The organism is Bacillus sp. FSL R5-0416, from assembly GCF_037975425.1.
Classification (GTDB): Bacteria; Bacillota; Bacilli; order Bacillales; family Bacillaceae; genus Bacillus; species Bacillus subtilis.
Window position 1 is genome coordinate 3041507 of the sequence record NZ_CP150252.1, and the last position, 21790, is coordinate 3063296.

At 45.5% G+C, this 21790-nt stretch carries 20 protein-coding genes; 5 read left to right on the forward strand and 15 right to left on the reverse strand.

Annotation, left to right across the window (positions count from 1 at the left end):
• Positions 1 to 135 precede the first annotated feature (135 nt).
• From pulA to thpR, 4 genes are read right to left on the reverse strand one after another with little or no spacing between them, the layout of a single operon-like run.
• Entirely contained in the window at positions 136 to 2292 is a 2157-nt protein-coding gene (gene pulA, locus NYE20_RS16275) for a type I pullulanase (RefSeq protein ID WP_161621734.1), read from the reverse strand.
• Between the two features lie 25 nt (positions 2293 to 2317).
• Positions 2318 to 3247: a YegS/Rv2252/BmrU family lipid kinase gene (locus tag NYE20_RS16280; protein WP_161621735.1), complete on the reverse strand. Its 930-nt coding sequence runs from the start codon at positions 3245 to 3247 to the stop codon at positions 2318 to 2320.
• Positions 3248 to 3295: 48 nt separating this feature from the next.
• Positions 3296 to 4210, reverse strand: coding sequence for a hypothetical protein (locus NYE20_RS16285; protein ID WP_003229241.1), 915 nt, complete (start codon positions 4208 to 4210; stop codon positions 3296 to 3298).
• A 25-nt stretch (positions 4211 to 4235) separates the two neighbouring features.
• Positions 4236 to 4787 (reverse strand): RNA 2',3'-cyclic phosphodiesterase, encoded by a 552-nt coding sequence (gene thpR / locus NYE20_RS16290; RefSeq protein ID WP_049141016.1) that lies wholly within the window; start codon positions 4785 to 4787, stop codon positions 4236 to 4238.
• 148 nt (positions 4788 to 4935) lie between these two features.
• Here thpR and cysK point away from each other — a divergent pair, with 148 nt between their 5' ends.
• Positions 4936 to 5871, forward strand: coding sequence for a cysteine synthase A (gene cysK, locus NYE20_RS16295; protein ID WP_003229237.1), 936 nt, complete (start codon positions 4936 to 4938; stop codon positions 5869 to 5871).
• A gap of 33 nt (positions 5872 to 5904) precedes the next feature.
• On the opposite strand, the gene pepV is transcribed toward cysK, so the two are convergent.
• Positions 5905 to 7296, reverse strand: a complete 1392-nt coding sequence (pepV, locus tag NYE20_RS16300) for a dipeptidase PepV (RefSeq protein WP_161621736.1) — start codon at positions 7294 to 7296, stop codon at positions 5905 to 5907.
• 96 nt (positions 7297 to 7392) lie between these two features.
• Here pepV and pbuO point away from each other — a divergent pair, with 96 nt between their 5' ends.
• A complete protein-coding gene (gene pbuO / locus NYE20_RS16305; protein WP_161621737.1) occupies positions 7393 to 8691 on the forward strand; it encodes a hypoxanthine/guanine permease PbuO in 1299 nt (432 codons plus the stop codon).
• Positions 8692 to 8729: 38 nt separating this feature from the next.
• Here pbuO and NYE20_RS16310 read toward each other — a convergent pair whose 3' ends face one another.
• Both NYE20_RS16310 and NYE20_RS16315 read right to left on the reverse strand, forming a co-directional pair.
• Complete coding sequence (locus NYE20_RS16310) at positions 8730 to 9887, reverse strand: ABC transporter permease (protein ID WP_161621738.1); 1158 nt, start codon at positions 9885 to 9887, stop codon at positions 8730 to 8732.
• Complete coding sequence (locus NYE20_RS16315; protein ID WP_161621739.1) at positions 9884 to 10594, reverse strand: ABC transporter ATP-binding protein; 711 nt, start codon at positions 10592 to 10594, stop codon at positions 9884 to 9886. The genes NYE20_RS16310 and NYE20_RS16315 overlap by 4 nt, the downstream gene beginning before the upstream one ends.
• A 289-nt stretch (positions 10595 to 10883) precedes the next feature.
• On the opposite strand from NYE20_RS16315, the gene NYE20_RS16320 reads away from it, so the two are divergent.
• Complete coding sequence (locus NYE20_RS16320; RefSeq protein ID WP_003152337.1) at positions 10884 to 11105, forward strand: DeoR family transcriptional regulator; 222 nt, start codon at positions 10884 to 10886, stop codon at positions 11103 to 11105.
• 121 nt (positions 11106 to 11226) lie between these two features.
• Here the strand turns inward: NYE20_RS16320 and NYE20_RS16325 are convergent, their stop codons facing one another.
• Together NYE20_RS16325 and murJ are read right to left on the reverse strand one after the other, a co-directional pair.
• Positions 11227 to 11946, reverse strand: a complete 720-nt coding sequence (locus NYE20_RS16325; RefSeq protein ID WP_101502192.1) for a pseudouridine synthase — start codon at positions 11944 to 11946, stop codon at positions 11227 to 11229.
• 68 nt (positions 11947 to 12014) lie between these two features.
• Positions 12015 to 13649 carry a lipid II flippase MurJ gene (gene murJ, locus NYE20_RS16330; RefSeq protein WP_014480588.1) on the reverse strand — a complete coding sequence of 545 codons (1635 nt, stop codon included), beginning with the start codon at positions 13647 to 13649 and terminating at the stop codon, positions 12015 to 12017.
• Positions 13650 to 13851: 202 nt separating this feature from the next.
• On the opposite strand from murJ, the gene NYE20_RS16335 reads away from it, so the two are divergent.
• Together NYE20_RS16335 and opuD are read left to right on the forward strand one after the other, a co-directional pair.
• Positions 13852 to 15114, forward strand: coding sequence for an NAD(P)/FAD-dependent oxidoreductase (locus NYE20_RS16335; RefSeq protein WP_072173641.1), 1263 nt, complete (start codon positions 13852 to 13854; stop codon positions 15112 to 15114).
• Between the two features lie 188 nt (positions 15115 to 15302).
• Complete coding sequence (gene opuD / locus NYE20_RS16340) at positions 15303 to 16841, forward strand: glycine betaine transporter OpuD (protein ID WP_003229220.1); 1539 nt, start codon at positions 15303 to 15305, stop codon at positions 16839 to 16841.
• A 36-nt stretch (positions 16842 to 16877) separates the two neighbouring features.
• Here the strand turns inward: opuD and NYE20_RS16345 are convergent, their stop codons facing one another.
• The 6 genes from NYE20_RS16345 to rmgP form a co-directional block, all read right to left on the reverse strand.
• Positions 16878 to 17060, reverse strand: coding sequence for a sporulation protein Cse60 (locus tag NYE20_RS16345; RefSeq protein ID WP_003223398.1), 183 nt, complete (start codon positions 17058 to 17060; stop codon positions 16878 to 16880).
• A 67-nt stretch (positions 17061 to 17127) separates the two neighbouring features.
• Positions 17128 to 17796, reverse strand: coding sequence for a YesL family protein (locus NYE20_RS16350; RefSeq protein ID WP_161621740.1), 669 nt, complete (start codon positions 17794 to 17796; stop codon positions 17128 to 17130).
• Positions 17797 to 17818: 22 nt separating this feature from the next.
• On the reverse strand, positions 17819 to 19105 hold the full coding sequence (locus NYE20_RS16355) for a Gfo/Idh/MocA family oxidoreductase (protein ID WP_161621741.1): 1287 nt from the start codon (positions 19103 to 19105) through the stop codon (positions 17819 to 17821).
• 11 nt (positions 19106 to 19116) lie between these two features.
• Positions 19117 to 19620 (reverse strand): rhamnogalaturonan transport/degradation protein RmgS, encoded by a 504-nt coding sequence (gene rmgS / locus NYE20_RS16360; RefSeq protein WP_339183464.1) that lies wholly within the window; start codon positions 19618 to 19620, stop codon positions 19117 to 19119.
• A complete protein-coding gene (rmgQ, locus tag NYE20_RS16365) occupies positions 19617 to 20738 on the reverse strand; it encodes an unsaturated rhamnogalacturonyl hydrolase (protein ID WP_120028495.1) in 1122 nt (373 codons plus the stop codon). Before rmgQ ends, rmgS begins: the two co-directional genes overlap by 4 nt.
• Positions 20739 to 20745: 7 nt before the next feature.
• Positions 20746 to 21711: a polygalacturonan/rhamnogalacturonan ABC transporter permease gene (gene rmgP, locus NYE20_RS16370; protein ID WP_014665041.1), complete on the reverse strand. Its 966-nt coding sequence runs from the start codon at positions 21709 to 21711 to the stop codon at positions 20746 to 20748.
• Positions 21712 to 21790 lie beyond the last annotated feature (79 nt).

Below are 21790 nucleotides of genomic sequence, written 5' to 3' on the forward strand. Positions count from 1 at the left end.
GCTAATCGTTTCTAGTCTATCCAGCGAATGCCTTTTTCGTACGAATCGTATAAAAATAAAAAAGACAGCTATTGAGAGTCTCATATGCTAATCAATAGCCGTCCTTTAAATTTTAGCGCTATAGCACAAACTTCGTCAAGCAAAACTCTTAAGATCTGATGCTAAATATAAGATAACTGTTCCGATGCCGTTTACTGCAACCGTTTTCTTGATTTCTGCCGGGTCTTTCTGAAATCCTGATGGATCACATAAAAGCCGATAAGGTATGTCGTTTGGCAGCCTCCACTCGACGGAGTCAGGACTCGCGTGATGGATAACAATGATATCTTTCCATTCGTCAACCTCGTCAAGATCATAAAGCCTGTATGCGATAAGGTGTTCTTTTAGCGTCAAGCATTCAAGATGGCGCCGGATGTCTGCAGCGGACCTAAGACGGAATGCAGGATGCGCTTTTCTCAGCGAGATCAGCCTGCGGATATAGTGAACATCTTCTTTGAATGTTTCACGGCGATCCCAGTCGAGCTGGTTGATGCTGTCACTGGATTGATAGCTGTTTTCCACTCCCTGCTTCGTCCGGAAAAATTCCTGGCCGCTGTGAATAAACGGCACCCCTTGGGCAAGCAAAATAATCGCGGCTGCAAGCCTTTGTCTGCTTCGCTTTCGGCTGTCATTTTCTTGAGGAAGCGCGAAGCTCATTTTATCCCAAAAGGTGTGATTGTCGTGTGATTCGACATAATTGATGGACTGGCTTGGTTCCGGAACAATCGGTGCTAATGCCTTCCATCCGGAAGACCCGGCAATTCCATGCATCACAGCTTGTGCTGATTCACTGCCGCCAAGCGCAAACCCTGCTGCCATAAGGTGAAAGGTGTTCCCTTTTACAGCGTCACGAAACATATCATTAAAAAAGCCGATGCCCGGCATTCTTGGCGCGTTCGCCAAAGCAGCTTTCTGTTCATGCGGCAGCGGTGTAGCCAGATCCCACCCTTCTCCAAAAAGCAGGATTCCGGGCTTTGCCTTAGTTGCTTTCTCTTTCATATAAAGCACGGTGTCAATATCTAAAATGCCGAGGAGATCAAATCGGAAGCCGTCAGCATTGTATTCTTCAAGCCAATAGACCACGCAATCCGCAATGAATTTTCTTGCCATCCTTCTTTCTGATGCAATATCATTGCCAACGCCGGTGCCGTTTGACGGCATCCCACATTCGTCGTGCCGGAAAAAATAACCGGGCACTGTCTTTTCAAAGGGGGAATTCTCCCTCTTATACACATGGTTAAAAACAACATCCAGAATGACTCGCAGACCGTGCTGATGCAGGGTATTGATCATTTGTTTCAGCTCTGTTTTTCTCGTTTGAGGATCATGAGGGTTTGAGGCATAGCTTCCCTCCGGGGCAAAGAAATGAAGCGGGTTATATCCCCAATTGTATGCATCAAGCGGCTTCTCTTCATCAACTCCGGCAAAATCATTCACCGGCAGAAGCTCCACATGTGTAACACCAAGCTCTTTTACATACGCCAGTCCCGAAGAACTGCCATTTGCGGTTTGTGTATCAGTTTCCGTTAATGCTAAGTATTTTCCCTTGTTTATCATGCCGCTGTTTTCATGGATGGAGAAGTCGCGAAGATGCGTCTCATAGATGACGGCATCCACAGGGTGTGAGAATGGTTTAAGAGGAGCAGTCCATTTCATTTGATCCGGGCGCAAGACGACGCCCTTCTCTCCATTTACAGTCACAGCCTTGGCATACGGGTCAACTGTTTCCATCCATTCTGAATTGTTGCAGATGCAAAACAAATACTCATATCCGTGAAGGTCACCTGTGACCGTAACGGCATAGACGCCTTTTTCCAACCGAGTCATTTGGAATGTGCGCCCGCTTTTATTGGGGTATGAAAGCTTGACAGCAGCTGAGGTTGCAGCAGGCGCCCATACTTTAAATACGGTATGATCCGCGGTATAAACGGCGCCCAGCTCTCCGTCATAATAAAATTCGTCATCAAACGCAGACGTCCGGATGACCGCGCCAATTTGGAGATCCGTTTTGTGGCCGCTGGATGCTCTGACGCAATGGATTTTTCCAAATGTCACAGGATGGTCGGATACGCAGACGTACTTGTATTTTGCTTCAAGGGAGTATTCCTCCCTGACAGCCAGAGGAAAAACTGTTGTTTCTGTCTCAAGCCGAAACGGCGGTGTCATGATTTCCTTTTGTTCAGCAGGAATCAGAACAGTAATGATATTCATGTCATCGACATACGCTTCGAAGCTGCGGCGGATGCTGACCATCGGAAGCTCTCTCCTTCAAACACGTTTATGTTTTGATCCTTAGGGGTGAAGGACTAGAAGCCAGACGAAACGGGGTAGTGCCCATGATTTCTCCGTCAGCATGGAACGGGATTTTGTCCTTCGTGTAAAATGTAATGTCCTTCGCTTTAAACATCGTAACGCCATCCATCTTTGTATGTTTTCCAAATGCCATGAAACATAAAAGCCAATATTTTTTCAAAAACGGCTGGTTTTCAACGATTACGATATCAAATGTCTTCTCGCGCGGATTTGCTAGGGGCGCCGCCTTCATGCCTCCCCCGTAAAACGGATGGTTGGATACAACGGCAAACCAGACATCATGAAATTCGCGCGTCTCGTCTTCCGTCGTACAAGCTAACGTAAACGGCTTAAAGGTTGCCGAAGCGTGCAAATGAGAAAGCGGATACACCAGAAATCGAAGGCGGAGAAAAAGAAAAACCCGTCTCAACGGAAATTCCATCGCCTTTTTATTGACATATGCGTCAAACCCGATCCCGATATGATTCATAAAATAAAGAATCTGTGATTTATCCTGAAGGAAATTGACGCTCCCTAAATGAAAGGTTCTTGTTAACGGGCGCTTTACCTTCTTGATTTCCTGTATCAGATCGATTTTTTTAATAGAGAATCCTCGCGAAAAATCATTATATGCGCCCGCCGGCACAAAGCTCAGCTCAATATCGTCAACATCTTTCAGCCCGTTGACAACTTCATGCATGGTTCCGTCTCCGCCAATGACGATCAGGCGCTTCAGCTTATATTCCTGTATCGTTGAAATCTGTCTGGCGAGCACCTCGGCGTGTCCCGGATGTTCAGTTAAAAATGAACGGTGCTCAACCTTTCGTTTGATCAATTCTTTTTGAATGGACTTCCAAACACGCAGGCCGTTTCGATGTCCTGCTGTCGGATTAATAATAAAAAACCAATGGCTCATCTTTCTCACCTGCTTATGTTATGAGAAAACCGCTCAAATCGTTCTCTTTTACTCCAGCCACTCCTGTCTGCGATAGGAGTCAGACATGCAGTAAGACAATAGAGCCTTTGCAGCCTTTACCTGATGATGTTTGATCGGAGCAGTGTTTTTCTTCTGCCGCTCAATCCATTCTTCCGCGCTCCGCTTATCCGCTATTTCTAAGCCGTATGGCGGCTCCGGGTAATCGATGTACGACGTTCTGCTCAGAAGCAATTTTCGAACCGGAATCTCAGCCTGTTTTTCCTTTACGATCTTTGACACAACCGAGTCCGTACGAAACAGGCTAAGCCCTGGATTTAACACTGATGCAGTCTGAGAGGCTGTTTTCTTGTCCCAAAAACGATTTTTAGACCCTATGTAGACACTGTCTTCCTCAGCCTCTAAAAAAGAAACGCAATAAATTTCCAGAGGAGAAATAATCACAATGCTTAATTCAACCGCCGCCTGCTGAATTTTCAGCACAGGCTTATACATAATAAAATAAGAATCAGGCAGCTGCTGGGTCAGATAACGCAAAATGCGGTCCTGCTTCACCTGGTTTGAGAGTTGAGATATTTCTGAAAGAGTAGAGCTTGCCCATTTGAGCTGAAAATCATATAAATGTCTTTTATAAAAAGAAGCAAGCGCCACCCTGCTCTTCGGGAGCCTTACATGAATATCTTCTTCGTCCTCAAACCATTGGTGTCTCTCTTCTTGTATATCGGCTTTTATCTCTTCTTTTCTTCTCTTCAATGAAAATTTTTTTCGTTTCTGCACCGGTTCCGGTTCTTCAGCACTGGCTTGCCTTTCTTCATGCTGTCGCTCCGCTGCTTCTACTAGTGAAAGCCAGCGCTCTTTTTTCAGACGTACAAACTGGTTGATATAATGGTACGGATCAAGCTCATATCTTGATATATAATCATGAATTTTGATGATTTGTGCCATGTTTGTTTCTCCACTCCGCAATGAATTAAGATAATTGAAATTTGAATATTTCCTTGTATTTTGGTGATTGGTTCAAGTGTATTTGAAAGAGCGAAAATCGTTCAGCCATCATCGAAACTTCGCCGCTTTCAAACGGAACATGAGCTGGAAATCCTTCTTCGCCTGTCCATTTTCTTGCCAGCGTCATATGAGGATGATACGGTCTTTTTTCCACTTGAAAGCCGGCCTGAAGTACAGCCTGCTTCGTATGTTCCCGCAGTCTATCAAGCGTTTTGTTTTTCTTTGGCTCCAGATGTAAAACGCGCGGCCTTCTGCGGTCGCCGAATACATCTATCTTGTCAAACTCAATTGAAAATGGGTCAATTTCTGAAGCAATCTCTGCTAGCGAAACTTCAAGCTTCTTTATTTGTGTCTCATCCGCCGCTCCGAGAAAAATTAACGTGATATGATAGTCAAGCGGGTGCACCCATTTTTGAAACGTCAATACCGGTTCGTTTTTCGCAGCCTGGTAGATCGGATTTGCAATTCCCTCAGGTATGGGAACACCGATGAAATAATGAGGCCGTATATCTGGCATCCGTCTGACACTCCCTTCTTTGACAGCTATTATTTTATCAATAAAGAGGCTGTGCGGATAGAGGAACAGTGTATGAAAACACTCTCGCACAAACGTTTATTATGTTAGGATATTATATGACACTTGTTTTATTCAGAAAGGAATGACAATGTTGAAAATCGTTGCAAACACAGCTGATCTGATAGGAGATACACCGCTAGTGAGATTGAATCGGCTTCAGCCGGAAAATGCGGCACAAGTCTATTTAAAGCTTGAATTTTTCAATCCGAGCGGCAGTGTGAAAGACAGAGCCGCTTATCAAATGATCATAGAAGCTGAACAAAACGGTTTACTCAAGCCGGGATCAGTTATTATAGAGCCGACAAGCGGAAATACCGGAATCGGGCTCGCCATGAATGCGGCAGCACGCGGATATAAAGCAATTTTAGTTATGCCTGATACGATGACGAAGGAACGGATCAACCTGCTTAAAGCTTACGGTGCAGAGGTTGTATTAACTCCCGGAGAGGAAAGAATGCCGGGCAGCATCAAAAAAGCGAAGGAGCTTGCCGAACAAATTCCGAACAGCTATATTCCAATGCAGTTCGATAACACTGCTAATCCTGATGCGCACCGGAAAACAACAGCGCCTGAAATCGCCCGGGCAATAGAGGAAATCGGAAAACCGCTCGGCGCTTTTGTCGCCTCCTCTGGAACGGGCGGAACCATTACCGGAACAGGTGAGGCGCTCAAAGAGCTTTTTCCGGATATCACGGTTCATGTTGTTGAGCCAGCGGGTTCGCCTGTATTATCCGGCGGAAAACCTGGCGCGCATAAACTTGTAGGAACGAGCCCAGGCTTTATACCGCCGATTTTAAATGAAGACGTTTATGATGAAATTATCAAAATCTCTGATGAAGACGCGTATACGACGACAAGACGGCTTGCTGCTGAAGAAGGAATTCTTGTCGGTCCTTCATCAGGCGCTGCCTGCTTCGCGGCAATCGAAACAGCGAAACGCCTCTCTCCTGACAAAGTTGTGGTCTGCATGACAGCTGATACAGGAGAACGGTACTTATCAACTGATTTATGGTCATTTATTTAAAAAAAGGACTGGCTTCAGCAGAAGCCGGTCCTTTTATTTTGCAAGCTCGTAAATGGCCTGAGCATATAACGCTGTCGATCTCAGCAGGTCATCAATTTCGATATATTCATCCTTTTGGTGTGCGCTGTCAGGACGTCCGGGGAACAGCGGGCCGAACGCGACACCGGCTTTTAAGGATCTCGCATATGTCCCCCCGCCGATTGAGATTAAGTCAGCTTTTTTACCCAGCTGGCCTTCATAAACCTTTTGCAGGGTTTTGACTAACGGATGATCTGCGGACACGTGATGCGGCTTGCTGTCTTTGAATTCTCCCAGCTCAAATTCAGATGCGCTTTCGAATGCATCGCGGATCACTTTGCTTTCAGCTGTCACAGGATAGCGGATATTGATCCCGAGCTCGCCTCCTTGCCCTTCTTTATAGCGCAGTGTTCCGACATTTAATGTCAGCTCACCGCTGATTTCATCCTCACAGTCGATGTCCAGTTTTTTTCCTCTTGTATCACCTGAGAACTTATCTGTCACAACTTGCACAAACCGCTTTCCTGCATCGTCAAGCTCAGTCTGCTGGAGAAATTCGCACAATAAAATACCGGCATTGATCCCATTGTTCGGTTCCATCGCATGGCAGGAAAGACCGTACATACGCAAAATGAGCTGTCCGTTCTCTATTGCAGCTTCCCCTTTTTGGTCCGTCGTGCGGAGCATGTCTTTAAATGAAGACAGAATCTCTTCATTTTTCGGCCCTTCAATGACAGCTTCCGCAGCATCAGGCACCATGTTCAAACGAAGGCCTGATTGAAACGAGACAAGCACTGCCTTTGGTTCTGCTTGATTTGGACGGTGTGGAATAAGTAAAGAAGCATCGATGATCCCTTTTTCCGCATTAATGATCGGAAAATCGGCGTCAGGCGCAAAGCCCATTGTTGGCATTTCTTCATGCTTGAAATAATGCTCTACGCATCTCCAATCACTTTCTTCATCTGTTCCGATAATCATTCTGACTCGCTTGGACAGGGGCAGATTCATGTCTTTCACGATTTTCAGCGCGTAGAATGCCGCCATTGTCGGGCCTTTGTCATCAATGGCGCCCCTTGCATAAATCCGTCCGTTGCGGATTTCAGCTAAAAATGGATCACTCGTCCACCCATCTCCCGGCGGCACGACGTCAACATGGCAAAGTACGCCGATAATGTCATCGCCCTCCCCCCATTCAATATGACCTGCGAAGCCGTCAAGATTTTTTGTTGTAAAGCCTTCTTTTTCTCCAAGCTCCAGCAATGAAGTCAGGCTGGCGTTTACCCCTTCTCCAAACGGTTTACCGGGTCCGGCGGTTGTTTCGTCCATGACACTATTGATTCTCAAAAATTCCTGCGTATCACGAATTAAATCCTCTTTTTTTCTGATCACTTCAACTTCCCAGTTCATAATGATCCCCTTTCCGCAAGAAATGACTTGCAAAAACCAAATAAAACGAATAATATTAATGGTGTTTTGTTAAAACGTTCGTAATTGGAGGATACTATGTTTCATCTAAAAGAGCAGCAAACATCCATAAAGCAAGAAATCATAGCAGGGCTGACGACCTTTTTCACAATGGTCTATATCGTCGTGGTCAATCCGGTCATTCTGGCTAACGCCGGGGTTCCTTTCGACCAGGTGTTCACCGCAACGATTATTGCCTCCATTGTCGGAACGCTGTGGATGGCCCTGGCAGCAAATTATCCGATTGCTATTGCGCCCGGCATGGGCTTGAACGCTTATTTAGCCTTTCATGTCGTAAGCGCAAGCGATGGCGGCATCACGTACGCAACAGCTTTCAGCGCAGTATTTACAGCAGGGGTTCTCTTCATTATTCTATCGTTAACGCCTTTAAGAAAACAACTTATAGAAGCGATTCCAAACAATTTAAAATACGGGATCACAACTGGGATCGGGCTGTTTATTGCTTTTATCGGTTTGCGTCAAGCGGGCATTGTGGCAGCTGATGAGTCAAACCTGGTCACTCTCGGCAATCTGCATTCACCTGGTGTTATCTTAACGCTGGTTGGCCTTTTGATCAGCGTGGTCCTGATGGTGCTGAATGTAAGCGGCGCTTTATTTATCGGAATGGCAGCTACCGCTTTGATCGCCTTTTTCACCGGTCAGCTCCATTTTCCAAAGGGATTTATGTCGCTTCCTCATTTGCCGGAAGGATTGATGATCTCAAATCCATTTACCGCTTTTGGCGATGTCATTCATCACGGCCTGTACGCTGTCGTCTTTTCTTTTCTATTAGTCACCATTTTTGATACGACAGGCACGATGATCGGAGTTGCCGAGCAAGCCGGGCTGATGAAAAACAACAAGCTGCCTAACGTGCGAAAAGCGCTGCTTGCTGATTCAACAGCGACGACAGTAGGAGCTGTTTTCGGCACAAGTCCGACAACCGCATTTATCGAATCTTCCGCCGGTGTCGCAGCCGGGGGAAGAACGGGGCTTACGGCTTTGACTGTGGCTGTGATGTTTGCCGCTTCAATGTTTTTCAGTCCGCTTGTCAGCGCCTTGTCCGGTATAGCCGCCATCACCTCGCCTGCTTTGATTATCGTCGGCAGCTTGATGATGGGCTCGGTTTCCAATATGAACTGGAAAGAGATGGACGAGGCATTTCCAGCGTTTCTCGTCATTCTGGCCATGCCTTTGACATCCAGCATTTCTACAGGAATCGCGCTTGGCTTTATTTCGTACCCAATAGTAAAAGTGGCGCGGGGAAAATGGAGAGAGATTCATCCGCTCGTCATCGTTTTCGCCATTCTGTTTTTCATCCAGCTGTTTATTTTATAACATAGACCAAAAAACCCAAACGTCGTCGTTTGGGTTTTTTATGTAAACAATAAAGAGACAGCGGCCGCTAAAAAACAACAGGCGGCAAACGCATAGTGCAGGATGTTGATACAGTTTTTTCTGGCCCAATAATATTCATCACTTTCCTTATCGGTGCCAATTAAAAAAGGGGCATCCATGACCTTGTCAAAAATAAGCGTCAGGATATAACGGCAAACCCCTGTATATACCAGCAGCGCAATCACCTTCAGCCAAATTGGGGAAACAAATATGAGAACGGTGAAAGCTGACAATAGCATGTACATCTGCCTCGCATACTCGCCATTCCTCAGCATGACTTTAAAAAACAATTCCTTATAGCCTGTGCAGATCGTTCGTCTTTTAAATATCCTTTTTGAATTTCGGTATAATAACGGTTTTCTTCTCATCCTGTCTTTTACTTTTGGCATTCCCGCCTCCTGACTCATCATCATCACAAGTCCTGCAAGGGCAAGCCTGCTTTTTTTCTCTTCAGTCACCTCAGCTTCAAAAGCCGTGAACGAAGCCGTCTTTTTCAAACTGCGGATAACTGAGAAAAGCAAAAATAAAAGGCCAAAAAGCGTAAGCAAGTGCCACTGAGTCAAAACAATCAGGATAGCAGAACCAGCAAAAAATATAGCTCTGACAAGGATATCACCAATCCATCTCGAAATAGAGCGCGGCTTTCTGATCCTGTCTTGCTTTAAGGATAAAAAGAATATATGAAGGCCAAACAAATAACACAATAGAGCAGTGCTTTCTGCGAATGTGATGTGAACAGAATGACTGATCAAGGGAAGGACAATGAAAAAGAGAAGCAGCCATTTAGCCATCGTGACGAGAAAAGAATACAAAAGCGCGTACCGTTTGAGCTGATAGATGATTTCTTTCTTTTGCAGCAAAAACACTTTGTCCGCTTCCATTAAAAATGTACGAATCGAGCCTGTAAACATGATCAGCCCACACACAGCGTACAGCCATCTCCACTCCGCCACTTCAGACCACTCATAAAGAAGGCCTCTTCCATTCATCAAATCAATATACTGATAGATGACAAAAGCAATCGCCGGCAAAACAATATAGAGAGCGACTGTCCAGTCAATGACCGCATGCAACACTTTAAACTGATACTTGTAATAGTCAAACAGCCTTCGAAAAAAGAGCGTACGCCCGTTCATGGCCGATCACCTTGAACTGCCTTATAAAAACAGTCAAGCAATGACTGCCCCTCTAATCCGGTCTTGTCCTGAATATCTTTTAACGTGCCTTGGAGAAATAATGAACCTTTCTCAATCATATAAAACCGGTCACAGATTTTTTCCGCGGTATCGAGTACATGCGTGCACATAAGAATTCCGGCTCCACGTTCTTTTTCAGCCTTAAGCATGTCCACAAAGCGTTTCGTCGATATCGGATCAAGGCCGATAAACGGTTCATCAATCACATACATATCCGGCTTAGAGAGAAAGGCCTGGATAAGCATTAGTTTTTGCTGCATGCCCTTCGAAAAGGTGACAGGCAGCTCATGTTTGACATGATCAAGCGAAAACGTCTGCAGCAGGCTTTGGGCCCGATGCGCAAATTCTCTCTCTTCAATGCCGTGGAGTGTGCTGATCAGATCCAAATGCTCCCACAGCGTCAGTTCTTCGTAAAAGGACGGATGCTCCGGAATATATGCAAATGAACAGTCGTTCCAGGCAAGATGCCCTTTAAAATCTTCTGAAAGGCCGAGTATCGCCTTGATTGCGGTGCTTTTTCCGGCGCCGTTAGCTCCGATCAGTCCAACTAGTTCCCCTTTTCTGACTTCCAGAAAAACATCGGTGAGCACTTTTTTTCGGCTTGTATACCCGGCCTGTTCTATTGAAGCTTCAAGCAAATTTGTCAAAACTCACCCACCTCCAAAATTTACTACGAAACAGAATAAAAAAAGTTTCTTTAACCATAATAATATTGAGCCGAAATACATAGTAATCCAACAAGGATGGCTGCCCAACGCGAATTGGAAAAAATTAATAGGAGTTATCCCTAGATTCATCACTGCAATATCGTGTATAATGAGGGCGAATTATTTTAACAATTACAGATGTCTGCCTTTGTTGCTATTTCGTACGCAGTTGATAGTCGTGAGTTGTGGTTAGTCAAGTCCATCCGATCTTATGATAGGGAGTGGTTTTTTGAAACCTTCAACAAACCGTATGCTAACTCGAATCAAATCAGTTTACATGTTTATCCAAGAAAAAGGTCTTGTGACAACACAGGAACTGGTTGACGAATTCGGCATTACACCTAGAACGATTCAAAGAGACTTAAATGTGTTGGCATATAATGATCTTGTTCATAGTCCAAGCCGTGGCAAGTGGGAGACAACGAGAAAGAAAGTAAAGATTACCTCATAAATTGAAAAATTACATAGGGCCGCCTGAGAGCGGCCCGATAGATAATAGGGCGCAGAAACTGCTGAGCCTTGTTTTTGTGTGCTTATAAATAAAACCCCGCATTCGATATGCGGGGTTTTTGTCATGCTTGCGGCTCATTGAGCAAATGAAGCTCTTCCTCTGTCAGCTCACGGTATTCTCCGGGTGCCAGAGCGGGATCTAGGGAAACGCGTCCCATCGAAAGCCGCTTCAGATAAACCACTTCATTGCCGACTGCCTTTGCCATTTGCTTGACCTGATGGTATTTTCCTTCTGTAATTGTCAGGTATATCACGGTATTGCCACTGTTGTTTGTTTTGATTTCCGCTCTTGCCGGCTTTGTTTTATAGCCGCCCTCTATGTAGACACCCGTTTCCAAATCGGAGATGTCTTCCCTAGAAATCTGTGATTTTAAATGGACTTCATATGTTTTTGGAACATGCTTTTTAGGAGAAAGGAGCCGATGTGCGAGCTGGCCATCATTTGTGAGCAGCAAAAAGCCCTCTGTATCTTTATCAAGCCTGCCGGCTGGAAATGGCTCAAATCTCATCTCCTCCGGCGTCAGCAGATCGACCACTGTTTGCTGCCGGCTGTCCTCAGTCGCCGACAGCACGCCCTGCGGTTTATTCATCATAAGATAAATGAACTCTCGATAATCAACCGGTTCCCCGTATACGGTCACCTCCTGCGTATCAGGATCAACGTGCGCCTTTACATCTTTGGCAGGTTTGCCGTCGATCATCACGGCTCCAGCCTTTACAACGGCTTTGACTTCTTTTCTGGAACCATACCCGCTGTTGGCAAGCAGCTTATCAAGTCTCATTCCCAATCTCTCCTTTATAAAAGAAAGCCCGCAGCATGCGAGCCCTCAGTTTCATCATATCTAGTTCATCAGCCTGCATGTCTGCCTTTCCTTAAGAAACCTGGCAAACGGCGGCCTAAAATTTTCTGTAAAAATCCTAATCGGTAGCCGCAATACAGGTAGACAGCTCCGCCAACAGCGGCCGCGATCACCACAACAATCGCAGCTTGCAGCTGGCCATCCTGATAGGAAATAAAGAAGCCTAATACCCACTGCACGATTTTCACGGCAATACCCATAATGGCTGATAAGACAAGCATCAAAACAGTTCGTTTAACTAGTATCTTATACGAATAGCCTGCATGGCGCTTAATCATGATAAACCCATATAAAAGTGAAGCGATATATCCAAGCGCCGTCGCTAAAATCGCTCCGTCAGCCTGCATCAGCTTGATCAGCGGAACATTCAGCACAAGCTTGATCACGACACCGATCACAAGGCTGACAACCGCAAATTTTTGCTTATTGATGCCCTGCAGAATGGCTGCGTTGACTGTAAACAAAGAGAACAAAATCGCGACTGGCGAATACCATAGCAAAATGTTTGCTCCCAGTTCAGGGTGAAGGCTCTCTGACCCGTAAAAGAACGTATACGTCGGTCCTGACAATAGAGAGATCCCGACAACAGCCGGAATAATTAAAAACAGGATCGTCTGCATCGTTTGATTAATCTGCTGATTTAACAGCTTATAGTTTCCGCTTGTAAACGATTCAGTAATCGTTGGAATTAATGTCAGTCCGAAAGCAGTTGCTAGGGAAACCGGGATCATCACGAGCTTCTGAACATACAGGGTTAGAATCGCAAGCATGTCCTGGCTGATGGCTTGATGACCGGCTTCAATCATCGCTTTGTTAAACGTATTTGTATCAATATAGTTATACAAAGGGATGGCTAGTCCGACAAAAACGTACGGAGCAGCATAGCTGAACAGCTCGAAAAACATTTTCTTGTAGCTTAGGTTTGCTGTCGGACCCGTATTCGGCATCATCGCCAGCAGGCTGCCCTTCCGTTTGTTCCAATAAATATAAAGCACGACCAGCCCTCCGAAGGCACCGATCAGCGCTGCGAAGGTTGCATAGCCCACAGCGATGACAAGGCCGCCGTTGAAAACCTTCAAAATCAAGAATGTCGCACTCAATAGAAAGATGATGCGGACAATCTGTTCAACGACTTGGGAAACAGCTGTCGGACCCATCATTTGGTGCCCTTGAAAGAATCCGCGGACAAGGCTCATAATCGGTACGACCAAAAGCGCTAAGCTGACCATGCGGATGACATAAACGACATGATCAATTGTCAAGCCGTTATTATCCTTGCCTCCCAGCGATATTTCCGCAAACATCGGAGCCGATAGATACAGAATGAAAAAGGCTATCATTCCTGTGACGAGCATAACCGACATGCCCGCCTTGAGCATTTTCCTGCTTGTCTCATAATCCCCTTTTGAATTATATTTGGAAACAAATTTAGAAACAGCGGCCGGAAAGCCCATCGTAGCAATATTCAAAAATAAAGTGTATTGGTTGTATCCGTATTGAAATAATGCACCGCCTGTCGCCCCGACCATAATGCTGAAGGGAATTAAATAGACCATCCCCAGAATCCGCGATATATATGTACCGAGCGTTAATACAAACGTGCCTCTTAACAGTTTGCTTGACATGTTTCTTCATCACCATTTTCTACGAAGATTCAACTTTTCTATTTTACCACAACTGGGCATTTAGACGGTAATAAATACAAAAGCAATCTTGTGAACATTCATGTCCGCGGCAAAAGACGTTTAAGGAGCGGCTTTCTTTCGCTATAATAGTACTGCGGACGGGGTGTCCGCACACGAAATGAAAAGAAAGTTGATGATAAAGATGAAACAATATGACGTAATCGTAATCGGCGGAGGCCCTTCAGGCTTGATGGCTGCGATTGCAGCAGGAGAACAGGGCGCTGGCGTGTTGCTGATAGATAAAGGAAATAAATTAGGACGGAAACTCGCGATTTCCGGGGGCGGCCGCTGTAATGTGACGAACCGCCTTCCTGTGGAAGAAATTATCAAGCACATCCCCGGCAACGGGCGTTTTTTATACAGCGCGTTTTCTGAATTTAATAATGAGGACATTATCAAGTTTTTTGAAAACCTCGGCATTCAATTGAAGGAAGAGGATCACGGCCGGATGTTTCCTGTGACCGACAAAGCCCAAAGTGTCGTTGACGCGCTGTTAAACAGGCTGAAGCAGCTCCGCGTAACAATCAGAACGAACGAGAAAATTAAATCTGTTATATATGAAGATGGACAGGCAGCAGGGATTGTGACGAATAATGGCGAAATGATCCATAGCCAGGCAGTCATTATCGCTGTAGGCGGTAAAAGCGTGCCTCATACCGGAAGCACGGGAGACGGCTATGAATGGGCTGAAGCCGCGGGCCATACCATAACAGAGCTGTTTCCGACAGAGGTTCCCGTCACTTCTGGCGAACCGTTCATTAAGCAAAAAACACTTCAGGGCTTATCACTAAGAGATGTAGCCGTCAGTGTGTTAAATAAAAAAGGCAAACCGATTATCACACATAAAATGGACATGCTGTTTACCCATTTCGGCCTCTCAGGACCTGCCATTCTCAGATGCAGCCAATTTGTCGTAAAAGAGCTGAAAAAACAGCCTCAAGTGCCGATCAGAATCGACTTGTATCCGGATATCAATGAAGAAACGCTTTTCCAAAAGATGTATAAAGAACTGAAGGAAGCACCGAAAAAAACCATTAAAAACGTGCTGAAGCCTTGGATGCAGGAGCGCTATCTTCTATTCCTGCTCGAAAAAAACGGCATCTCTCCGAACGTATCGTTTTCTGAGCTGCCGAAGGATCCTTTCAGACAATTTGTAAGGGACTGCAAGCAGTTTACTGTCCTCGCAAATGGCACACTGTCGCTTGATAAGGCATTTGTCACGGGAGGCGGGGTATCTGTAAAAGAAATTGACCCGAAAAAGATGGCTTCTAAAAAAATGGAGGGGCTTTATTTTTGCGGTGAAATTCTGGATATCCATGGCTACACAGGCGGATACAATATTACCTCCGCCCTTGTCACAGGCAGGCTTGCAGGGCTAAATGCCGGGCAATACGCCCGTTCTTAATCATTACTCTTTAAATCTCTTGCCTCCAAACTCACATTTGAACATTCCCCGCATTCATGTTAGGGTGAGACTTGTTTTGTTTCACCTGATTGCGGGGTAATTTTAAGAGAGGAATGAGCTGCCATCGTACGACCATACTAAGCCTGCGAGCAAGATATAGGCGTACACAAAAAATTAGAGGGTGAGAAATGTTGAAACATATATCTAGTGTATTTTGGATTGTGATTGCAATCACAGCTGCAGCTGTATTATGGGGTGTTATTTCTCCTGACAGCCTGCAAAATGTGTCTCAATCGGCACAAGCATTTATTACCGATTCATTTGGTTGGTATTATCTTTTAGTTGTCTCTTTGTTTGTCGGGTTTTGTCTCTTTTTGATTTTCAGCCCGATCGGAAAAATCAAACTCGGAAAGCCTGATGAAAAACCGGAATTCGGGTTATTATCATGGTTTGCCATGCTGTTCAGCGCAGGCATGGGAATCGGCTTAGTATTCTACGGTGCGGCTGAACCGATCAGCCATTACGCAATTAGCTCTCCATCAGGTGAAACAGAAACCCCCCAAGCCTTCAGAGATGCACTCCGCTATACGTTTTTCCACTGGGGTTTGCACGCTTGGGCCATTTATGCCATTGTGGCATTATGCATTGCCTATTTCCAATTCCGCAAAGGCGCGCCCGGATTAATCAGCAGCACACTGTCACCGATTCTCGGGGATAAAGTAAACGGACCGATCGGAAAGGCCATTGACTGTATTGCAGTTTTCGCCACTGTTGTCGGGGTGTCAACAAGTCTTGGTCTTGGCGCAACCCAAATTAACGGCGGTTTGAATTACCTGTTCGGCATTCCGAATGCGTTTATCGTCCAATTGGTTTTAATCATTATTGTGACAGTGCTCTTTTTACTTTCTGCGTGGAGCGGACTCGGAAAAGGAATTAAGTATTTAAGCAACACAAACATGGTATTGGCCGGATTGTTAATGTTGTTTATGCTCGTTGTCGGTCCTACAGTGCTGATAATGAACTCATTTACAGATTCTATCGGACAATACATTCAAAATATTGTTCAAATGAGCTTCAGACTGACACCGAATGATCCTGAAAAACGCGAATGGATTAATAGCTGGACGATTTTCTATTGGGCATGGTGGATTTCCTGGTCTCCATTTGTCGGCATTTTCATCGCCCGTGTATCCAGAGGCCGGACGATCCGCGAATTTTTAATCGGCGTCTTGGTGACACCTTGTATTTTGACATTTCTATGGTTCTCCATTTTCGGCGTATCAGCCATGGATCTCCAGCAAAAAGGCGCGTTCAATGTAGCAAAGCTGTCCACTGAAACGATGCTGTTCGGAACACTTGATCACTATCCGCTGACAATGGTGACATCGATCCTTGCATTGATTCTGATCGCAGTATTTTTTATCACGTCTGCAGATTCAGCTACATTCGTGCTGGGCATGCAGACGTCGTACGGTTCTTTAAATCCGGCGAATTCTGTGAAACTCAGCTGGGGCATCATTCAGTCCGCCATGGCGGCTGTGCTCCTATATTCCGGAGGGCTTGCCGCTTTGCAGAACACAGCGATTCTGGCAGCGCTGCCGTTTTCTATCGTTATCCTGCTGATGATTGCCTCTCTCTATCAATCGCTCTCAAAAGAAAGAAGAGAGATCAAAAAAGCGGAGAAACTCGATAAACCGAGAAGTCCAAGAGTGAAAAAAGCATATTAACAAAAAAGATCTTTCCGCGCCTGCGGAAAGATCTTTTTATTTGCGATATAAGATAAGGGCGGAAAAACAGTAAAGCTGCTCGCCGTCTGGGTCGCACGCGGCCGAAACCGTATATTTGATATCAATCAGCTGCTCCTCCGATATCCCTTTTAAAAATGAATTGATTTCCGTCTGTAAGTCTTTTTCATGCTCTTCATCAAATACCGCTACCTTCAGCATTTTATCCGCTCTCCTTTCTCTATCAATCTATTCCGTTTGGAACAGCGTTATGATAGAGAAATGATGATTATCTCGTTTCCGGATAAAAAGCTTTCCGTATATGGGATTTCCTCTGTGGCTCGCCGCCGTGCTGCTCCACTTTCAGCAGCACGGCATAAACAATGCGCATATGACAGTAGCTGATAAGGCTGACGCTGAAAAAAGGGACAATGCCCGGCAGGTACGCAAGCAAGAAAAAGAGAGCAACAGTCAGCGCAAGCATAGCAAGCGTATATTGCAAATACGCCACACTGAGCAAGAGCGAAAATTTCACATACAGACGTTTTTTCCAGTCAAAATGGACAAGCAGCGGAAACACATAAAAAAGCATGGATACGAACAAAAAGCCAAATATCATAATGGCGAAGCGCAGGATGTGCAGAAGGAAATGACTTGGATAAATGAAAACCAAATCAATATAAATGATCACTCCGATGAGCGCCAGAACAGCGCCGAGCAGATTCGAACGAAAAAATTCACCCTTGTATTCCTGCCAAAACGTTTTGAGCACCGGAACGTTGTCCTGCCCCTGGATCCACTTCCGCATGACAGCAAATAAAGCCGCGGTCGCGGGCATAATGCCAAACACACCGAGACCGAGCAACGTAAAAAACAGCCACAGCAAGTTTGTATACGCAAATCTCATGATCCATTCGCAAAAACGCAGCATCCGTCCCAGTGAGCCATCATGTTCCATGGCGCCCCCTCCTTTTTTTGCATTATACATTCTGCATCTGAAAAAGCTCTTTCATGCCGATCGGCTTCTTTTCGGCAACCGAGCGCCACATTCCCTCACCAACCGCGATGGAGTAGGCTCCAGCTTCAGCCCCGGCTAAAATATCATAGCGGCGCAGCGGGTCTTTTCCTAAAAAAAGATCCTCAAGCAAAAGCGGATCACCTCCGCCATGCCCCCCTTCATTTTTGACTACTTGTATCGTCTGCTTTGATTCAAAAAGCGGATAGTATTCGATTGTCTGCTCAGGAAAAGCAAACGGAATTCTGGAAGGTTCGTGAAATTCATTTGATTCAATACGCCCTTTTGTGCCGTTGATCGTCAGCCGGTAGCCTTCATACGGGGCCGAAAAAACAATCGAGTAGCTTAACAGTGCGCCGCCATCATATTTGACTGCCGCTACGTACGTATCCTCGATGTCAATTTCCTCGTCAAAAATACACGCGTCAGGCCTGTATGCAGTATATAAGCTAGACTGGTCTCCTGCTTCGAGATGATCATCTTTTATAGAAGCTTTAGAGGAACGGGGATGCCACCTTGAATAGTAGTGGCATTTTTCTTTAACACGGCACGTCCCGCAAAAACGCCCGTCTTCTTCCGGCAAGGGGTTCCACTCACTGTCCGGCCCATAGTAATTCAAGGCGCCATAAGCAAATACCTCTTCCGGATTTTGCCCGAGCCACCAATTAACGAGATCGAAGTGATGTGTTGATTTATGGACAGAAAGACCGCCGGAAAACTGTCTCGACCTGTTCCAGCGTTTAAAATAGCTGGCGCCATGATACGTATCAATATACCAATTTAAATCAACGGAGGTGACCCTGCCTATTTTTCCGTCCAGAATCATTTCTTTTATTTTCCGATGAAACGGGCTGTAGCGATAGTTAAACGCGACGATGACTTTTCCTTCGCTTTTGGCCTCCGCTTCAAGCACCCGATTCGCATCCTGCACTGTTGTCACCATTGGTTTTTCAGTAATTACATCTGTATCCCACTGAAGGCTTTTCACAATATATGTGACATGCGTATCGTCCCTGCCTGCCACAATGACGATATCAGGCTTTGACACGCGCATCATCTCGTCAAAAGCATCTTCGCTAAACTCGGGCACGTGGGCCAGCTCGGGAAATTTCTTTTTGCAAACGGCAAAACGTTTCGGATCGGCATCCAGCAATCCCGTAATCTCATAATGAGTTGAAAACCGCTCCAACAGCGGTTTGATAAACATACTGAATGCTCTGCTGCTCAATCCGCAAAAGACGATGTTCTTCAATATCCTCACCTCTATCGGGCTTCAGTTAGTTGAGAAATCAGCTGCAGCGCTTCCTCTGTTTTTTTAGCATACACAGGGATAAACGCCGCCATATCGCGATTCAATTGAAAAGAATAGCCGTTCAGCTGTTTTTTCCCTTTTTCGATCTGAACGGCATAGATCGTTTTTTCTCCTGTTTTTTTATTAACAGTTGTATAAGGAGATGTTTTTTCAGGAGGCAATCCGTTTAACGGCTGAAAATTTTCCGGATCATCGTAAGCTTGAAACATGTCTTCAGGCACGATAAAAACATCCCCCTCATGGGCGGTAATTTCAGTCAGCAGTTTTTCCTGAAAAGCTGGAAAGATATCGACCTTCCCGGCATTCTGCTCGGCGACCTTTTTTATTTTTTCCTGTACGCCAGCCTGCATATCAGAAAAGAGAATGACATGCATTCTGTCCGGCCTGCTTGAGCATGATGCCAAAAAAAGCACTGAGACGATCACACACAAAGCCGTACGTATCTTTTTTGTCATTTCCCCGCTGACCTAAAAAGAGGCTCCAGCTCTGTCATAGCTAAAATAAACGCGCCGGCTCCGTGCAGGTCGTTTGTGCTTCTTTCGCGGCTGACATAATAGTCATAGAAACCGGCTGACGTTCCGACACATATATCTTTGACGAGAAACGCTCCGTCTTCTGATGTTTCGGTTTTATGCTGAATCAAGCCTTGATACGCTTTTAGCAGTGTTGTTTCGTAAGCTCTGTCTAAATAGCCTTTATTGATTCCCTTCGCAAATGCGTACATGTACAGGCAGGATCCTGAGCTTTCCAGCCAGTTATCAGACCTGTCTCCCTTATCAACGATCTGATACCATAACCCGGTCTCCTTGTCTTGATAGCGGCAGATGCTTTCCATCATGTCCTGCAGCGTGTTTTTCCACACATGACGGTTTGGATGCTTCTTCGGCAGCTCTTCAATCATGTCAGCAAGAGACATGACGTACCAGCCGATGGAACGTGCCCAAAATTCCGGTGAACAGCCTGTCTCTTCATTGGCCCAAGGCATTTTTTTCGCTTCATCCCAGGCGTGATAAAAGAGTCCGGTTTTTGCATCCTTCGTATGCTTTCTCATTAATGACTCCTGCAGCACGACCTGATCAAACAGCTCCGGCTCCTGCTTCAGATTGGCATATTTCAGTGCGAACGGCCCCCCCATGTATAAGCCGTCAAGCCACATTTGGTAAGGATAACCGTCTTTGTGCCAAAAACCGCCCTCAGACGTCCGGTTCAGTGTTCCATATAAGCCGCGCAGCCTTTTTGCCGCTTTGACATACCGTTCATCCTTCGTCTGCTCGTATAATGGAAAAAGAATGAGACCCGCTTGAATGGCGTCCAGTTCATCTCTTCTAAATAATAGATTGCCATAATCATCGATTAAGAGATCTGCATAGGCCTTCGCATACTCAAAATACCGCTTTTCCCCGGTTGCTTCCCACAGCCGCAATACACCGCATAAGAAAACACCCTGGTGGTAGTGCCAGCGGTTTGCAGGAGGCAGCTCCTCGACTGCGTACGTATTCATAATGGTTTTTGCCAATGCCTCCGCGTACGTAAGAGGCGATTTTACAGCGATTGATTGATCCATTGAACCCATCCCTTTCTTAATAAATTCCTTCCTCGCCAAATTTCTTCGCCAAACGATTCGCTAGCATGACCAAAATCAGCCCGACCGCCGCTTTAAATACGCCGACTGCTGTACTGTAGCTGAATTGGCCCTGTTTCAGCCCTGCAGTATAAACATACGTATCAAAAATTTCCGCCACTTCCCTGTTAGTCGCATTTAACAGCAAATACACATGCTCGAAGCCAAGCTCCAGCGTGTCTCCGATTTTCAAAATCAGCAAAACGACGATAACGCTTTTAATGGCGGGCAGCGTAATATGCCACATTTGCCGCAGCCGTCCCGCTCCGTCCATTTTCGCCGCTTCATACAGCTGGGGGTCAACCGCTGTAATGGCCGCCAGATAAATGATCGTCGACCAGCCCGCTTCCCTCCAGATAACCTGAAGAATATACAGGGGCCGGAACCATTCTTCGTTCAGCAGAAAATTGATTTTTTCACCGCCAAAAAACACAATCAGTTCATTAATCAAGCCTCCGTCTACCGTTAACAGCACAAACGAAAGCGATACAACAATGACCCAAGACATAAAATGCGGGATATAAATCAGCGTCTGGACAAATTTTTTAAAGAGAGCAATCCGCACTTCGTTCAATAAAAGCGCCAGCAGTATCGGCACCGGGAAAAATATGGCCAGGTTCAAAGCAAATAACACGAGCGTGTTTTTTAACAAGAGAAAAAATGTAGGCTCAGTAAACAGCCTGATAAAATGCTTCAGCCCCACCCACTCACTGCCCAAAATGCCGAGGAACGGCTGATAATCCTGAAACGCAATCACAATTCCCCACATCGGGACATACTTAAAAAGCAAAAAATAAATACACCCTGGCAAAATCATCAAGTACAAATATTTTTGCTGAATCAGCTTACTTAGTAAGCGCTTTCTTTTTTCTTTTTTAAAAATGACTGCATCAACAGCCGGCGCTTGCGCTTCTGCTGTTTTCATTTTTTCCTAGCCTCCTTTCACGGGTTCTTGCATTCACTGTAGCGCAGCAGGCAAAAGTCCGTCTACAATCATATGATCA

Coding starts and splice junctions, on each gene's coding strand:
- rmgS (WP_339183464.1), bottom strand. CDS start 19,620: ATGACAAAAAAGATACGTACGGCTTTGTGTGTGATCGTCTCAGTGCTT.
- NYE20_RS16285 (WP_003229241.1), bottom strand. CDS start 4,210: ATGGCACAAATCATCAAAATTCATGATTATATATCAAGATATGAGCTT.
- pbuO (WP_161621737.1), top strand. CDS start 7,393: ATGTTTCATCTAAAAGAGCAGCAAACATCCATAAAGCAAGAAATCATA.
- cysK (WP_003229237.1), top strand. CDS start 4,936: ATGTTGAAAATCGTTGCAAACACAGCTGATCTGATAGGAGATACACCG.
- opuD (WP_003229220.1), top strand. CDS start 15,303: ATGTTGAAACATATATCTAGTGTATTTTGGATTGTGATTGCAATCACA.
- NYE20_RS16280 (WP_161621735.1), bottom strand. CDS start 3,247: ATGAGCCATTGGTTTTTTATTATTAATCCGACAGCAGGACATCGAAAC.
- NYE20_RS16325 (WP_101502192.1), bottom strand. CDS start 11,946: ATGAGACTTGATAAGCTGCTTGCCAACAGCGGGTATGGTTCCAGAAAA.
- NYE20_RS16310 (WP_161621738.1), bottom strand. CDS start 9,887: ATGAACGGGCGTACGCTCTTTTTTCGAAGGCTGTTTGACTATTACAAG.
- rmgP (WP_014665041.1), bottom strand. CDS start 21,711: ATGAAAACAGCAGAAGCGCAAGCGCCGGCTGTTGATGCAGTCATTTTT.
- rmgQ (WP_120028495.1), bottom strand. CDS start 20,738: ATGGGTTCAATGGATCAATCAATCGCTGTAAAATCGCCTCTTACGTAC.
- NYE20_RS16335 (WP_072173641.1), top strand. CDS start 13,852: ATGAAACAATATGACGTAATCGTAATCGGCGGAGGCCCTTCAGGCTTG.
- pulA (WP_161621734.1), bottom strand. CDS start 2,292: ATGGTCAGCATCCGCCGCAGCTTCGAAGCGTATGTCGATGACATGAAT.
- NYE20_RS16345 (WP_003223398.1), bottom strand. CDS start 17,060: ATGCTGAAGGTAGCGGTATTTGATGAAGAGCATGAAAAAGACTTACAG.
- NYE20_RS16350 (WP_161621740.1), bottom strand. CDS start 17,796: ATGGAACATGATGGCTCACTGGGACGGATGCTGCGTTTTTGCGAATGG.
- pepV (WP_161621736.1), bottom strand. CDS start 7,296: ATGAACTGGGAAGTTGAAGTGATCAGAAAAAAAGAGGATTTAATTCGT.
- murJ (WP_014480588.1), bottom strand. CDS start 13,649: ATGTCAAGCAAACTGTTAAGAGGCACGTTTGTATTAACGCTCGGTACA.
- thpR (WP_049141016.1), bottom strand. CDS start 4,787: ATGCCAGATATACGGCCTCATTATTTCATCGGTGTTCCCATACCTGAG.